Consider the following 14,567-nt stretch of genomic DNA (forward strand, 5'->3'; position numbering starts at 1 on the left):
ATGGCGGAGAACAACCCGCTGAAGGTCCACAACCTCCGGCCCGCCCCGGGCGCCAAGACCGCGAAGACCCGTGTGGGCCGTGGTGAGGCGTCGAAGGGTAAGACCGCAGGTCGTGGTACCAAGGGCACGAAGGCCCGTTACCAGGTTCCGCAGCGCTTCGAGGGTGGGCAGATGCCCCTCCACATGCGTCTGCCGAAGCTCAAGGGCTTCAAGAACCCGTTCCGCACCGAGTACCAGGTCGTGAACCTGGACAAGCTCGGCGCTCTCTACCCCGAGGGTGGAGAGGTCACGGTGGCCGACCTGGTCGCCAAGGGCGCGGTGCGCAACAACTCCCTCGTCAAGGTCCTGGGCCAGGGCGAGATCTCCGTGGCGCTGACGGTTTCGGTTGACGCCGTTTCCGCCTCCGCCAAGGAGAAGATCGCTGCCGCCGGCGGCAGCGTCACCGAGCTCGTCTGAGACAGCTCGATGGCTTGAACATCCGACCGGGGATGCCTCTCATATGGGGCATCCCCGGTTGGTCGTTCCTAGGGGGCGGGGTCCGCCGGTATGGTGGCGTGCACTGTTAACTTTCGCGCGGTGTGCCCACAACGCTGTCCGCTCGTTCTTTGACTGATACGTATTCGTCGATCCTCAATACCGTCACCCTTGACGCAGTAGCGCGGGGGTCGCAGGAGGCACCGTGCTCACCGCGTTCGCCCGGGCGTTCAAGACGCCCGACCTGCGCAAGAAGCTGCTCTTCACACTCGGCATCATCGTGCTGTTCAGGCTGGGGTCCCACGTCCCGGTTCCCGGTGTGAGCTACAAGAACGTCCAGATCTGCCTGAACCAGGCGGAGTCCGGCGGCGGGCTCCTCGGGATGATGCAGATGTTCAGCGGTGGCGCGCTGTTGCAGATCAGCATTTTTGCGCTCGGCATCATGCCGTACATCACGGCGAGCATCATTCTTCAGCTGCTGACCGTGGTCATTCCCCGGCTCGAAGCCCTGAAGAAGGAGGGGCAGTCGGGCACGGCGAAGATCACGCAGTACACGCGTTATCTGACCGTGGCGCTGGCCGTCCTCCAGGGCACCGGCCTGGTCGCGACCGCCAACTCCGGTGCGCTGTTCCAGGCTTGCCCCGAGTCGGTCCGCTCGCAGATCGTCCCCGACAAGTCCATCTTCACGACGATGGTCATGGTCATCACGATGACCGCCGGCACCGCGATGGTGATGTGGCTCGGCGAGCTCATCACGGACCGCGGCATCGGCAACGGCATGTCCATCCTGATGTTCATCTCGATCGCCGCCGGCTTCCCGACCTCCCTGTGGTCCATCAAGGAGGGCGGCAAGATGGCCGACGGGTGGATCGAGTTCGGCATCGTGATCCTCGTCGGGTTCGCGATGGTCGGCCTCGTGGTCTTCGTCGAACAGGCGCAGCGCCGCATTCCCGTCCAGTACGCGAAGCGCATGGTCGGCCGCAAGTCGTATGGCGGGACCTCCACTTACATCCCGCTGAAGGTGAACCAGGCGGGTGTCATCCCCGTCATCTTCGCTTCGTCGCTGCTCTACATCCCGGCCCTGATCGTCCAGTTCTCCGGTTCCTCCGCGCCGTGGGCGCAGTGGATCTCCTCGAACCTGACCAAGGGCGACCATCCGTACTACATCGCGACGTACTTCCTGTTGATCGTGTTCTTCGCCTTCTTCTATGTGGCGATCTCGTTCAACCCCGAGGAAGTTGCCGACAACATGAAGAAGTATGGTGGCTTCATCCCGGGCATCCGGGCAGGTCGACCTACTGCTGAGTACCTGAGTTACGTGCTGAACCGCATCACGTGGCCGGGATCGCTGTACCTGGGTCTGATCGCTCTCGTGCCGACGATGGCGTTGGCCGGCTTCGGTGCCAGCCAGGACTTCCCGTTCGGCGGCACAAGCATCCTCATCATCGTGGGTGTGGGTCTGGAGACCGTGAAGCAGATCGAGAGCCAGCTCCAGCAGCGCAATTACGAAGGGTTCCTCCGCTGATGCGTATCGTCCTCGTCGGGCCGCCGGGCGCGGGCAAGGGAACGCAAGCCGCGTTCCTCGCCAAGAACCTGTCGATCCCGCACATTTCGACGGGAGACCTCTTCCGGGCCAACATCAGCCAGGGCACCGCCCTCGGCAAGCAGGCCAAGGCCATCATGGATGCCGGAAATCTGGTCCCCGACGAGGTCACGATCGGTATGGCGCTGGACCGTATGGCCCAGAGCGACGCCGAGAACGGGTTCCTGCTCGACGGCTTCCCGCGCAACGTCTTCCAGGCCGAGGCCCTGGACGCGGCGCTGAAGGACCAGGGGCAGGAGCTGGACGCGGTTCTGGACCTGGAGGTCCCGGAGGAAGAGGTCGTGAAGCGGATCGCCGGCCGGCGCATCTGCCGCAACGATTCCGCCCACGTCTTCCACGCCACGTACAGCCCGCCGAAGACCGAGGGCGTCTGCGATGTCTGCGGTGGCGAGCTCTACCAGCGTCCGGACGACACCGAGGAGACCGTGCGCAAGCGGCTCGACGTCTACCACACGCAGACCGAGCCCATCATCGACCACTACAAGGCGCAGGGCCTGGTGGTCACCCTCTCCGCGGAGGGCAAGGTCGCCGAGGTGACCGAGCGCGCGATGGACGCCCTGAACAGGACTGCCTAGGCAGCCGTACGCTGCCGGGTTCCATACGTACGACGGTGAAGGCCGCGGTGTCCTTGAGGCGCCGCGGCCTTCTCCGTGCGGCCGTACTGTTGAGACCGAAGACAAACGAGCGTGGAAGGCACATCCATGGTGGAGATCAAGACTCCCGAGCAGATCGCGAAGATGCGTGAGGCGGGGCTGGTCGTCGCCGCCATTCACGCGGCGACCCGTGAGGCGGCCGTTCCCGGCGCCAGTACGAAGGACCTCGACGAGGTCGCCCGCAAGGTGCTCGCCGAGCACGGCGCGAAGTCCAACTTCCTGGGGTACGGCGGCTTCCCGGCCACCATCTGCACCTCGGTGAACGAGGTCGTCGTGCACGGCATCCCGGACGAGAAGACCGTCCTCAAGGACGGCGACATCATCTCCATCGACTGCGGGGCGATCATCGACGGCTGGCACGGCGACGCGGCGTACACCGCCTTCGTCGGCAGCGGCCACGCGCCCGAGCTGGTCGAGCTCTCCCGGGTCACCGAGGAGTCGATGTGGGCGGGTATCGCCGCCATGAAGCAGGGCAACCGGCTCGTCGACATCTCGAAGTCCATCGAGGGCTACATCCGCCGCCAGCCGCGGCCGGCCACCGGCAAGTACGGGATCATCGAGGACTACGGCGGGCACGGCATCGGCTCCGAGATGCACATGGACCCGCACCTGCTGAACTACGTCACGCGCAAGCGCGGCAAGGGCATCAAGCTGGTCCCCGGCGTGTGCCTGGCCATCGAGCCGATGGTCTCGCTGGGCACCGCGCAGACCGAGGTGCTCGCCGACGACTGGACCGTCATCACGACGGACGGCACCTGGTCCTCGCACTGGGAGCACTCCATCGCCCTCACCGAGGACGGCCCGCTGGTGCTGACCGCGGTCGACGGCGGCAAGGCGAAGCTGGCGGAGTACGGCATCACGGCGGCTCCCGACCCGCTGGGCTGAGGTTCGCGGGCGGCGGGTGGTCCGGGTGTTTCTCGTCCGGCTCCGGTCGGTCGCGCCTTGCCGGTCGGAGGCCGGCGCGGCAGTACGAAGCAGGTGAGGCGCCTCTGGGCGTCGAGCCCGCGAGGGCTGCGTGGGGGGAGGTGCCGGCATCACGGCGGCTCCCGACCCGCTGGGCTGAGGTTCGCGGGCGGCGGGTCCAGGGGGAGTTTCCCGACTGGGCCGTACGGTGCTGCTCCGCGTCGGGCCCGTGCCGGTGGGGTGAATGCCGCATAACGATCATCAGTGTTGGGCAAACTTGACGGATTCGTCTTTTCGAGGGGCCTGACGTAGACTGACTCGTCGGCTCTCGTGCATCCGTATGCCTGCAATCTGCCGGTAGACCGCATGAGAGTCGATCAAGGTAGCCGATTCGAAGGGCGAAGCGTGGCCAAGAAGCAAGGTGCCATCGAAATCGAGGGCACCGTGATCGAGTCCCTCCCGAACGCAATGTTCAAGGTGGAACTGCAGAACGGTCACAAAGTCCTCGCGCACATCAGCGGCAAGATGCGGATGCACTACATCCGCATCCTCCCGGATGACCGGGTCGTCGTGGAGCTCTCTCCGTACGACCTGACGCGTGGCCGGATCGTCTACCGGTACAAGTAGATCTGCCGTGCCCCTTCCGGGGGGCTAGTGGCACTGACCCGGAGAACCTGACATCCCATGAAGGTCAAGCCGAGCGTCAAGAAGATCTGCGACAAGTGCAAGGTGATCCGCCGTCACGGCCGGGTCATGGTCATCTGCGAAAACCTGCGCCACAAGCAGCGCCAGGGCTGACGCACGACCTTTCCTGCATCTCGCAGTTCTTCGCGCGACGCAAGCAATTCGTACATACGCAGGGCACGACCGGTCGACAGGGCCGGCGGCACCTCCGGCGGGGGCCGGGGACCCGGACGTACCACCTCACTCGTGGGGTCGGCGGCCGGGAGCAGCTCTGTGGAAGACCCCCGAACTAACAACTGGAGCCATTGAATGGCACGCGTTTCAGGTGTTGACATCCCGCGCGAAAAGCGTGTGGAGATCGCCCTCACCTACGTCTTCGGCATCGGCCGCACCCTGGCGAAGGAAACCCTTGCCGCCACCGGTGTGAACCCGAACACCCGTGTTCGCGACCTGGCCGAAGAGGACCTCGTCAAGATCCGCGAGTACGTGGACGCCAACCTCAAGACCGAGGGTGACCTCCGTCGCGAGGTGCAGGCCGACATCCGCCGCAAGGTGGAGATCGGTTCCTACCAGGGCCTGCGTCACCGTCGCGGCCTGCCGGTCCACGGCCAGCGCACCAGCACGAACGCTCGTACCCGCAAGGGCCCGCGTCGCGCCATCGCCGGTAAGAAGAAGCCGGGCAAGAAGTAGTCCTCAGCCGGACGCTTTTCAAGCGGTCTTCGCTGTAGGACCGATCACCTCCCTCTCCATCTGGAGTAAGACATGCCCCCCAAGGGACGTCAGGGCGCTGCCAAGAAGGTGCGCCGCAAGGAAAAGAAGAACGTCGCTCACGGCCACGCGCACATCAAGAGCACGTTCAACAACACGATCGTGTCCATCACGGACCCGACCGGCAACGTGATCTCGTGGGCCTCCGCCGGCCACGTGGGCTTCAAGGGCTCGCGCAAGTCGACCCCCTTCGCCGCGCAGATGGCCGCCGAGTCGGCCGCCCGCCGCGCGCAGGAGCACGGCATGCGCAAGGTCGACGTCTTCGTCAAGGGTCCGGGCTCCGGCCGCGAGACCGCGATCCGCTCGCTCCAGGCCACCGGCCTGGAGGTCGGCTCGATCCAGGACGTCACCCCGACGCCGCACAACGGCTGCCGCCCGCCGAAGCGCCGTCGCGTCTGACCCATCGGCGCCTCACGGCGCCGTGCCTCCTGGCCGTACCGCTTGTACGGCCGGGGGTTCGGGGGTTGTCCCCCGGAAAAGCACAGTCGTGACGCGGGCGGCGTGGAGACCGACCTCCTCGCTGCCCGGGTCACGTTTCGGGCGGTACGGCTCTTACGAGGCGTACCGCCCGTACCCTTGTGGTAGTTGGCGTCAAATAGTGGGCGCCAAGAACAAAGGAACCCCATGCTTATTGCACAGCGCCCGTCGCTGACCGAAGAGGTCGTCGACGAGTACCGCTCCCGGTTCGTCATCGAGCCGCTGGAGCCCGGCTTCGGTTACACGCTCGGCAACTCGCTGCGCCGTACCCTCCTGTCGTCCATCCCGGGTGCCGCTGTCACCAGCATCCGGATCGACGGTGTCCTGCACGAGTTCACCACCGTGCCGGGCGTCAAGGAGGACGTCACCGACCTCATCCTCAACATCAAGCAGCTGGTCGTCTCCTCGGAGCACGACGAGCCGGTCGTGATGTACCTGCGCAAGCAGGGTCCCGGCCTGGTCACCGCTGCCGACATCGCGCCCCCGGCCGGTGTCGAGGTGCACAACCCGGACCTGGTCCTCGCCACGCTCAACGGCAAGGGCAAGCTGGAGATGGAGCTGACCGTCGAGCGCGGTCGCGGTTACGTCTCCGCCGTCCAGAACAAGCAGGTGGGCCAGGAGATCGGTCGTATTCCGGTCGACTCCATCTACTCCCCGGTGCTCAAGGTCACGTACAAGGTCGAGGCGACCCGTGTCGAGCAGCGCACCGACTTCGACAAGCTGATCGTCGACGTCGAGACCAAGCAGGCCATGCGCCCGCGTGACGCCATGGCGTCCGCAGGCAAGACCCTGGTCGAGCTGTTCGGTCTGGCGCGCGAGCTCAACATCGACGCCGAGGGCATCGACATGGGTCCGTCCCCGACGGACGCCGCCCTGGCCGCCGATCTGGCGCTGCCGATCGAGGAGCTGGAGCTCACCGTTCGGTCGTACAACTGCCTCAAGCGCGAGGGCATCCACTCGGTGGGCGAGCTCGTGGCCCGCTCCGAGGCGGACCTGCTCGACATTCGCAACTTCGGTGCGAAGTCGATCGACGAGGTCAAGATGAAGCTCAACGGCATGGGCCTGGCCCTCAAGGACAGCCCTCCCGGGTTCGACCCGACCGCCGCCGCCGACGCCTTCGGCGCCGACGACGACGCGGATGCCGGTTTCGTGGAGACCGAGCAGTACTAGTCCTCAGGGACTGCTGAAATCTTCCGGCGGGCACTAGCCCGTCGGTAACTGACACCGGTACCTGATACGGCCGGTGCAGATCACAAGGAGAAACACCATGCCGCGTCCCGCAAAGGGTGCCCGTCTGGGCGGCAGCGCCGCGCACGAGAAGCTGCTCCTCGCCAACCTGGCGAAGTCGCTCTTCGAGCACGGCCGCATCACGACGACGGAGGCCAAGGCCCGCCGCCTGCGCCCCGTCGCCGAGCGTCTCGTCACCAAGGCGAAGAAGGGCGACATCCACAACCGTCGCCTGGTCCTTCAGACGATCACGGACAAGAGCGTCGTCCACACGCTCTTCACCGAGATCGCGCCGCGCTACGAGAACCGCCCCGGTGGTTACACCCGCATCACGAAGATCGGCAACCGTCGTGGCGACAACGCCCCGATGGCGGTCATCGAGCTGGTCGAGGCCCTGACCGTGCAGCAGAACGCTGTCGGCGAGGCCGAGGCTGCGACGAAGCGCGCGGTCAAGGAAGACGACGCCAAGAAGGCCGACCAGGCCGAGGGCGTCGAGGACACGAAGCCCGAGGGCGACGAGTCCAAGTAGCACCGAGCAGTACGTGGACGGGCCCGTCCCCAGTTTTTCTGGGGGCGGGCCCGTTCCGCGTTGCGGGTCTTCGGGTCGGTGGGTCCTCAGTGGGCGTGAGTGTGGAGGTTGGCTGTGGCTGACGAGGTGGCGGACGGGTTCGTACGGGTGCGGCTGGACCTCTCGTACGACGGCAGGGAGTTCTCCGGGTGGGCGAAGCAGCCCAGCGGGCGGCGGACCGTGCAGGGGGAGATCGAGGCGGCGCTGCGGACGGTGACGCGGTCGGAACGGAACTTCGACCTGACGGTGGCCGGGCGGACCGACGCGGGGGTGCACGCGCGCGGCCAGGTCGCGCACGTGGACCTGCCGGTGGACGTCTGGCAGGAGCACCGGGAGAAGCTGCTGCGACGGCTGGCGGGACGGCTGGCGCACGACGTGCGGGTGTGGCGGGTGGCGGAGGCGCCGGCCGGTTTCAACGCCAGGTTCTCGGCGATCTGGCGGCGCTACCGGTACCGGGTCTCGGACCACCCGGGGGGTGTGGATCCGCTGATCCGCAGCCACGTGCTGTGGCACGACTGGGCGTTGGACGTCGACGCGATGAACGCGGCGTCGGCGGGGCTGCTCGGGGAGCACGACTTCGCGGCGTACTGCAAGAAGCGGGAGGGAGCGACGACGATCCGTACCCTCCAGGAGCTGTGGTGGGAGCGGGGGGCGGACGGCGTCGTCACCGGGACGGTGCGGGCCGACGCGTTCTGCCACAACATGGTCCGGTCGCTGGTGGGCGCGCTGCTGTACGTGGGGGACGGGCACCGCGGGGTGGAGTGGCCGGCGAAGGTCCTTGCCGCCGGGGTACGGGACTCGTCGGTGCACGTGGTGAAGGCGCACGGGCTGACGCTGGAGGAAGTGGCGTATCCGGCGGACGAGTTGCTGGCGGCGCGGGCCGTGGAGGCGCGGAACGTGCGGACGCTGCCGACGGGTGGCGGGGGCGGGTGCTGTTGAGGGCGTGAGGGGTTGAGGGCCGGGGCTGGGTGGCTCCGGGCGGGTTCGGGCGGTGGGGTGTGCGGCGACTGTCCGGCGCCGGGGCCCTGAGTCCGGGGGCCGGGGCTCTGAGGGGCGGGGCTCGGGTTTGCTGGGTCGGGGGCATTGTCAGAGGGCTGTGCGATGGTGATTTCACGCATCGACTCGGGTGGCTCACGGGGGGCTTCCGAGCGGTGGGGCCTTGGGGGCTGTGATGACGGGGGCACAGAAGCGCGGGGCGGTGGTGCTGTTCGTCGCGGTGCTGGCGCTGGTGGCCGGGGTGCTGCCACAGGTGTGGGAGGAGGGCGACGGGGGGCGCAGGACGGGGGCGGTCGGCGCGGTGCTCGGCATTCCCCGGGCGTCGAAGCCGCCCGCCGCGTCCGGGACTTCGGGCAGCTCGGGGACCGTCCCCTCCGGTGGCGTCGCCGCGAGCTCCGGGAAGGGTACGGGGGCTGCCGCGAGCGGGGGCGGCGGTGCGGGTGACAACGCGGGCGAACGGGACGACGAGCCGGACGCGGAGGAGCGGGCTCGGGCGTTCGCCGCGGTACGGGCCGGGGACTGCCTCGCCCTCTTCGACACGGGAAAGGGCTGGAACACCCGAATACCGCGGAAGGCCGCCTGTTCCGGAGACGCCGGGCTGACCCGGGTGAGCGCGGTACGGACCGGGTGGAGCGCCTGCCCGACGGGCGACGGACTGTCGTACGTCGTGAGCGTGAGCGACGCCGGAAAGCGGGTCCTGTGCCTGACCCGGCGGTACCGGGCCGGGTACTGCGTGCTGGCGGAGAAACGCGAGGGCGGCCAGGGCGGTGCACGGATGCGGCTGGGATCGATGACGGCGGTCGACTGCACGGTAAAACGGCCCGCGGCCCCCTACGACACGGTCCTGCACATCACCGGGGTGTACGGCCCTTCGTCCGGGCGCGCGCCGGGGGACTGCGCGCGGGCGGCCAGGGACCGGACGTACTACTGGTCGTGGCAGGTCGACGGGGGAGACACGCTGCTCTGCACGATGGTCTACCGGGGGTAGCCCGCGGGGAGACTCGGGGCGCGGTGTGTCGGTCCCGGGGCGCGGCCGCAAGCCTTGGGTCAGCGGCGGGTGGCGGCCCAGAGGAGGGCACCGGTCGCCGCCAGGGCGGCGACGCTCGCGCCGCCGAGGCCGTACAGGAACGGGAACCAGACCAGGGCGAGCAGCCCGCAGTAGCCGGCGGCCAGAACCGACAGGACGATCTGGAGGCGGGCGGGGCCGCTGCGGTTGAGGCGTACGACGAGCGCGAGGAAGACGGCGGCCCAGAGGGCTGCGCGGGGCTGGTCGAAGGTGGCGATCCGGGCGAGGTCGCCGACCGCCTGATACCAGTCCTGGTGCAGCAGGTCCCCCTGCAAGGCGGCTATGTCACGCAGCTCGGCCGAGCCACCGGCGGCGCGCTGGACCGGGGAGAGGTTGTTGACGAGGCTGCGGAAGTACTCGACGACAGCGAGCAGCGTGAAGCCGACGGAGTGCAGGAGACCGGTGGTCGGGCCGGTGGCGCGACGGCGGAGCGCGGCGTGCGCGTCGGCCGGTGTGGCCGCGTGGGACGGGCCGGGGGCGGGGAGTTCGTCCGGGTACTGGCGGTGCTGGTGGTAGCGGGGGGCGGGATGCGGTGGCTGGTGCTGCGGGTCTCCGGTGTGGGCTCCGGTGGGTGGCCGGGGGCCGTGGGAGCCGTGGCCCCTGCCGGGCTGGGGCAGGCCGGGCAGCTGAGCCGGTGGTGTGCGCAGGGTGGTGGTGGGCGGGTCCTGCGGGCGGCCGCCGGTGCGCAGGGTGGTGGTGGCGGGGTCCGGTGAGCGGCGGACCGGGAGCCCGGGACGTGGGGCCCGCGGAGGCAGGGGACGCGGGGCGGCGAGCCGCGGACCGCGCGGCCCTCGGGCGGCCTGGGTGCCCGGTGCTTCCTCCTCGGTACGGGGACTGCGCGGAGAGCTGGAGGGCGACCGGGACCGGATGGGGGCGGCACCGGGGGCAACCGGGGCGAGGGGAGCACTGAGGCGCAACTGGGGCCAGCCGGGCGTGGGACCGGCGGGCGGAGGGGCGTTGCGGGCGGGGCTGTTGCGGGTGGGGCCGTTCGGGGCGGGATCGCCGTTTGAGGGGGCGTGGGCTGCGCCCGGGTCGGCTTTGCCGGTGCCGGTGCCGGTGCCGGTGCCGGTGCCGGAGGTGGCTGGGGCTTGGCCTCGGGGGGAGGCTTCGGCACTCCCTGCGGCGGGCGCGGCGGGGGAGTCCGGTGCTTGGTGGTCGTCGTCGTCCGTATACATGTGTGGCAGCCCCCGACCGTGGGCGGGCCCGTGCGCCGCCCCGGCGTCAGGGTAGTCAGGGGGCGGGTGGGCCGCCAGAGGGGTGGAGGCGCGGGGCCGGGTCAGCCGTTGACGGTGCCGGAGGCCGCGGCGGCGGAGGCCTGGGCGCGGCCTCGTTCGTGGATGCGGAGGAAGGTGTACTTGGCCGCGTCGTCGCCCAGGGCGTAGACGGACTTGTCCGCGGTGGTGACGTCCGTCTTGTTGTCGGTGAAGCCACCGACGGTGAAGTAGGCGTAACGCCCGTAGGAGTTGGCGGTCTTGCGGCAGATCGTGCCGTTGCGGCAGAAGGTGGGGACGCCGGAGCCGGGGAGGGAGGCGATGCCGTCCTTCACCTGCTCCTTGGCCTTGAGCGCCTGGGCTTCCGTGCCGAAGACGGCCACGCCGACCGTCACCGCGGTGTTGTTCTTGATGAACGTCGCCCGGATGACCTGGCCGCAGCCGTTGCGGGTGAGGATGCCGCCGAGTGCGCCCTGGGTGGTGGCGGCGCATTCGTTGGTCTGGTGCGTGGCGCCCTTGGTGTACGTGCGGCCCTCCAGCGCGAGGGTCCTGCCCGGGAAGAGTGTGGCTGCGCTCAGCGGGGCCCTGTCCTTCTGGGCGTGGGAAATGAACTCCTTCGGGTCCGGCGGGGGCGGCGGGGCCACCGGGGAGAAGGACGGAGTGGGGGCGTTGCCCTCGGCGGGAAGGGACTCGGCCGAGGGGAGAGCGGCGTTCTTGCCGTCGGAGGGACTGCCGGACGAGACGACCGCCGTGGCGACGAGTGCGCCGACGGCGAGAGTGGCCAGCACGCCACCGCCGACGTAGAGAAGTCGCTTGCGGCGGGACCGGGTCGCCGCGGCGTCGGCGAGGGCGGACCAGTCGGGGGTGGGGCCGGTCGGACCGGTGCTCCCGTTCGGCCCGGTGCCGGCGGTGCTGCCGGAGCTGCCGATGGGACCGGCGGACGAGGGGGGCAGGGGAGGGAGGGGGAACCGACCGGGGGCGGATGCGGGCGCGGGTCCCTGCGCCGGAATTGGTGCGGATGCGGGTGTGGGTGCGGTGACAGGGGTGGGCTGGACGAGCTGCACCGGGGGCATGTCCGCGACGGGTCGCCGGGCGGGCTGGCCGTACTGCCCGTTCCCGGGGCTGCGCCCGTCCTGTCCCGGCGTGTGGCTCCGGCCGGCCTGCCCCGGCCACGGGTTCCCGTCGTCCCGGCCCGGTGGGGTGGACCGCGGGTCCGGATGCCGGGCGGTGTCGTCACCCTCCTGGTGCGGTGGGGTGTTGCCGTGCGGGGGCTGTCCCGCGGGGCCGCCGGAGGGCCCCCCATGCCCGAAGCTCATGCCGCGCATCCTAACGAGGCGGATCGGTGCGGTGTACGGGCTGTCGGGGCCCGTTGGGGCGGGCGGGACGGGTGCGGTGCCGGGCCGGCGTCGTAATCCGGTTGGGGCGGGGAGCGCCGGGCGGCGAGAATGCACGGCATGGGACATCTTGAGGTCGGCCACGTCGAGTACTACCTGCCGGACGGGCGGGTGCTGCTCGGTGACGTCTCGTTCCGGGTGGGGGAAGGGGCCGTCGTTGCCCTCGTCGGGCCCAACGGGGCGGGCAAGACGACGCTGCTGAAGATCATCGCGGGGGAGCTGCAGGCGCACGGCGGGTCGGTGACCGTGAGCGGCGGGCTCGGTGTGATGGGGCAGTTCGTGGGGTCCGTACGCGACGAGCGGACCGTACGCGACCTGCTGGTCTCGGTGGCTCAGCCGAGGATCCGTACCGCTGCCGCCGCCGTCGACAAGGCTGAGACGGCCATCCTGGAGCGGGACGACGAGGCCGCGCAGATGGAGTACGCGCAGGCGCTGAGCGACTGGGCGGAGGTGCAGGGGTACGAGGCGGAGACCGTCTGGGACATGTGCACCATGGCCGCGCTCGGGGTGCCGTACGAGAAGGCGCAGTGGCGTGAGGTGCGCACGCTCAGTGGCGGTGAGCAGAAGCGGCTGGTGCTGGAGGCGCTGCTGCGGGGGCCGGACGAGGTGCTGCTGCTCGACGAACCGGACAACTACCTGGACGTGCCGGGCAAGCGGTGGCTGGAGGGGAAGCTGAAGGAGACGCGCAAGACGGTTCTCTTCGTCAGCCACGACCGGGAGCTGCTGTCGCGGGCCGCGGAGAAGATCGCGAGTGTGGAGCCGGGGCCGGCGGGGTCGGAGGTGTGGATCCACGGTGGTGGGTTCGACACGTACCACGAGGCCCGCAAGGAACGGTTCGCGCGCTTCGAGGAGTTGCGGCGGCGCTGGGACGAGAAGCACGCGCAGCTGAAGAAGCTGGTGCTGAACCTGCGGCAGGCGGCCTCCATCAGCCACGAGCTGGCGTCCCGGTACCACGCGGCGCAGACCAGGCTGCGGAAGTTCGAGGAGGCCGGCCCGCCGCCCGAGCCGCCGCGCGAGCAGGACATCACGATGCGGCTGCGGGGCGGCCGGACCGGGGTGCGGGCCGTGACGTGCGAGGGCCTGGAGCTGGCCGGGCTGATGAAGCCGTTCGACCTGGAGGTCTTCTACGGGGAGCGGGTCGCCGTACTCGGGTCGAACGGGTCGGGGAAGTCGCACTTCCTGCGGCTGCTGGCCGGGGAGGAGGTCGCGCACACGGGCACCTGGAAGCTGGGGGCGCGGGTGGTGGCCGGGCACTTCGCCCAGACGCACGCGCATCCGGAGCTGATGGGACGGACTCTGGTCGACATCCTGTGGGCGGAGCACTCCAAGGACCGGGGCGGCGCGATGTCCGTGCTGCGCCGGTACGAGCTGGAGGGGCAGGGCGACCAGAACTTCGACCGGCTGTCGGGCGGGCAGCAGGCCCGGTTCCAGATCCTGCTGCTCGAACTGCGGGGGACCACCGCGCTGCTGCTCGACGAGCCGACGGACAACCTGGACCTGGAGTCGGCCGAGGCGCTTCAGGAGGGGCTGGAGGCGTACGAGGGGACGGTGCTGGCCGTCACGCACGACCGGTGGTTCGCGAAGTCCTTCGACCGCTACCTGGTCTTCGGTTCGGACGGGGTCGTACGGGAGACGGCCGAGCCGGTGTGGGACGAGCGCAGGGTGGAGCGGGCGCGGTAGGGGCCGGCGTCCGGGGCCCGCCGGGGCTTGCAGGTGCGCGGGACCGGTGCTGGGGCGGGCCCGGGTGGGGGATCGGTTCCGGGGGCCGGCCGCCCTCCTTGCCCGCCCGTTCCGCCCCGCTGGGGGCGCGGCCCCGTCGCCCGGGGGAGCCAGCAGGGGGCCGACGAGGGGCAGCGCGTTTTGACCCGTCCGGGGGGACGCGGGTAGTCTCGGCTGTTGTTATGCGTATCGGCATCGGCGTACTCACGCGATCGGCCCTTACGTAGGTTCCCTGGAGCAGTTACCAGTGGCTCGCATACGGGCATCGTCCCCGGCATTGCGGGCCCCAGCTGCATGATCGCTTCAGGTGTGTCTGGATCCCATCCACTGAAGAAGCGAAGGCTACGAAGTGCGTACGTACAGCCCCAAGCCCGGCGATGTCACTCGCCAGTGGCACATCATCGACGCTCAGGACATCGTCCTGGGCCGTCTGGCGACCACGGCAGCGAACCTCCTGCGAGGCAAGCACAAGCCGACCTATGCCCCGCACATGGACATGGGTGACTTCGTCATCATCATCAACGCCGAGAAGATCCACCTCTCCGGCAACAAGAAGACCCAGAAGATGGCGTACCGCCACTCCGGTTTCCCGGGCGGTCTGCGTTCGATGCGCTACGACGAGCTCATGGAGAAGAGCCCGGAGAAGGCCGTCGAGAAGGCCATCAAGGGCATGATCCCCAAGAACACCCTGGGCCGTCAGATGCTCTCGAAGCTGAAGATCTACGCGGGCGACCAGCACCCGCACGCTGCCCAGCAGCCTGTTCCGTTCGAGATCACCCAGGTCGCGCAGTAGTTCCGGCCACCCCCTAAGACGTACAGAAAGA

General features: G+C 69.4%; 16 protein-coding genes. 14 read left to right on the plus strand and 2 right to left on the minus strand.

Features of this window, described 5'->3' with window-relative positions:
* From rplO to HNQ79_RS06910, 12 genes are all read left to right on the plus strand, one after another.
* Window positions 1-456 (plus strand): 50S ribosomal protein L15, encoded by a 456-nt coding sequence (rplO, locus tag HNQ79_RS06855; protein WP_185028027.1) that lies wholly within the window; start codon window positions 1-3, stop codon window positions 454-456.
* Window positions 457-679: 223 nt separating this feature from the next.
* Entirely contained in the window at window positions 680-1,999 is a 1,320-nt protein-coding gene (secY, locus tag HNQ79_RS06860) for a preprotein translocase subunit SecY (protein WP_185028029.1), read from the plus strand.
* Window positions 1,999-2,652, plus strand: a complete 654-nt coding sequence (locus HNQ79_RS06865) for an adenylate kinase (RefSeq protein ID WP_185028031.1) — start codon at window positions 1,999-2,001, stop codon at window positions 2,650-2,652. The genes secY and HNQ79_RS06865 overlap by 1 nt, the downstream gene beginning before the upstream one ends.
* A gap of 126 nt (window positions 2,653-2,778) precedes the next feature.
* A complete protein-coding gene (gene map / locus HNQ79_RS06870) occupies window positions 2,779-3,615 on the plus strand; it encodes a type I methionyl aminopeptidase (RefSeq protein WP_185028722.1) in 837 nt (278 codons plus the stop codon).
* Between the two features lie 423 nt (window positions 3,616-4,038).
* Complete coding sequence (gene infA / locus HNQ79_RS06875) at window positions 4,039-4,260, plus strand: translation initiation factor IF-1 (protein WP_003956442.1); 222 nt, start codon at window positions 4,039-4,041, stop codon at window positions 4,258-4,260.
* 57 nt (window positions 4,261-4,317) lie between these two features.
* Entirely contained in the window at window positions 4,318-4,431 is a 114-nt protein-coding gene (gene rpmJ / locus HNQ79_RS06880) for a 50S ribosomal protein L36 (RefSeq protein WP_009740505.1), read from the plus strand.
* 195 nt (window positions 4,432-4,626) lie between these two features.
* Window positions 4,627-5,007 (plus strand): 30S ribosomal protein S13, encoded by a 381-nt coding sequence (rpsM, locus tag HNQ79_RS06885; RefSeq protein ID WP_185028033.1) that lies wholly within the window; start codon window positions 4,627-4,629, stop codon window positions 5,005-5,007.
* Window positions 5,008-5,079: 72 nt separating this feature from the next.
* Window positions 5,080-5,484, plus strand: a complete 405-nt coding sequence (gene rpsK, locus HNQ79_RS06890) for a 30S ribosomal protein S11 (RefSeq protein WP_003948617.1) — start codon at window positions 5,080-5,082, stop codon at window positions 5,482-5,484.
* 225 nt (window positions 5,485-5,709) lie between these two features.
* Complete coding sequence (locus HNQ79_RS06895) at window positions 5,710-6,732, plus strand: DNA-directed RNA polymerase subunit alpha (RefSeq protein ID WP_185028035.1); 1,023 nt, start codon at window positions 5,710-5,712, stop codon at window positions 6,730-6,732.
* A gap of 97 nt (window positions 6,733-6,829) precedes the next feature.
* Window positions 6,830-7,318 (plus strand): 50S ribosomal protein L17, encoded by a 489-nt coding sequence (gene rplQ / locus HNQ79_RS06900; protein WP_185028037.1) that lies wholly within the window; start codon window positions 6,830-6,832, stop codon window positions 7,316-7,318.
* A gap of 114 nt (window positions 7,319-7,432) precedes the next feature.
* A complete protein-coding gene (gene truA, locus HNQ79_RS06905) occupies window positions 7,433-8,296 on the plus strand; it encodes a tRNA pseudouridine(38-40) synthase TruA (RefSeq protein WP_185028039.1) in 864 nt (287 codons plus the stop codon).
* Between the two features lie 232 nt (window positions 8,297-8,528).
* Entirely contained in the window at window positions 8,529-9,341 is an 813-nt protein-coding gene (locus tag HNQ79_RS06910) for a hypothetical protein (protein WP_185028041.1), read from the plus strand.
* Window positions 9,342-9,400: 59 nt separating this feature from the next.
* Here HNQ79_RS06910 and HNQ79_RS06915 read toward each other — a convergent pair whose 3' ends face one another.
* Window positions 9,401-10,594, minus strand: coding sequence for a hypothetical protein (locus tag HNQ79_RS06915; protein ID WP_185028042.1), 1,194 nt, complete (start codon window positions 10,592-10,594; stop codon window positions 9,401-9,403).
* A 101-nt stretch (window positions 10,595-10,695) separates the two neighbouring features.
* Window positions 10,696-11,559 carry a hypothetical protein gene (locus HNQ79_RS06920; protein ID WP_185028724.1) on the minus strand — a complete coding sequence of 288 codons (864 nt, stop codon included), beginning with the start codon at window positions 11,557-11,559 and terminating at the stop codon, window positions 10,696-10,698.
* A gap of 525 nt (window positions 11,560-12,084) precedes the next feature.
* Between HNQ79_RS06920 and HNQ79_RS06925 the strand changes: the two genes are divergently transcribed.
* Together HNQ79_RS06925 and rplM are read left to right on the plus strand one after the other, a co-directional pair.
* Window positions 12,085-13,704 (plus strand): ABC-F family ATP-binding cassette domain-containing protein, encoded by a 1,620-nt coding sequence (locus tag HNQ79_RS06925; protein WP_185028044.1) that lies wholly within the window; start codon window positions 12,085-12,087, stop codon window positions 13,702-13,704.
* Between the two features lie 388 nt (window positions 13,705-14,092).
* Window positions 14,093-14,536, plus strand: coding sequence for a 50S ribosomal protein L13 (gene rplM, locus HNQ79_RS06930; protein ID WP_185028046.1), 444 nt, complete (start codon window positions 14,093-14,095; stop codon window positions 14,534-14,536).
* Window positions 14,537-14,567: the final 31 nt, after the last annotated feature.

The organism is Streptomyces candidus (genome assembly GCF_014207445.1).
Lineage (GTDB): Bacteria > Actinomycetota > Actinomycetes > Streptomycetales > Streptomycetaceae > Streptomyces > Streptomyces candidus.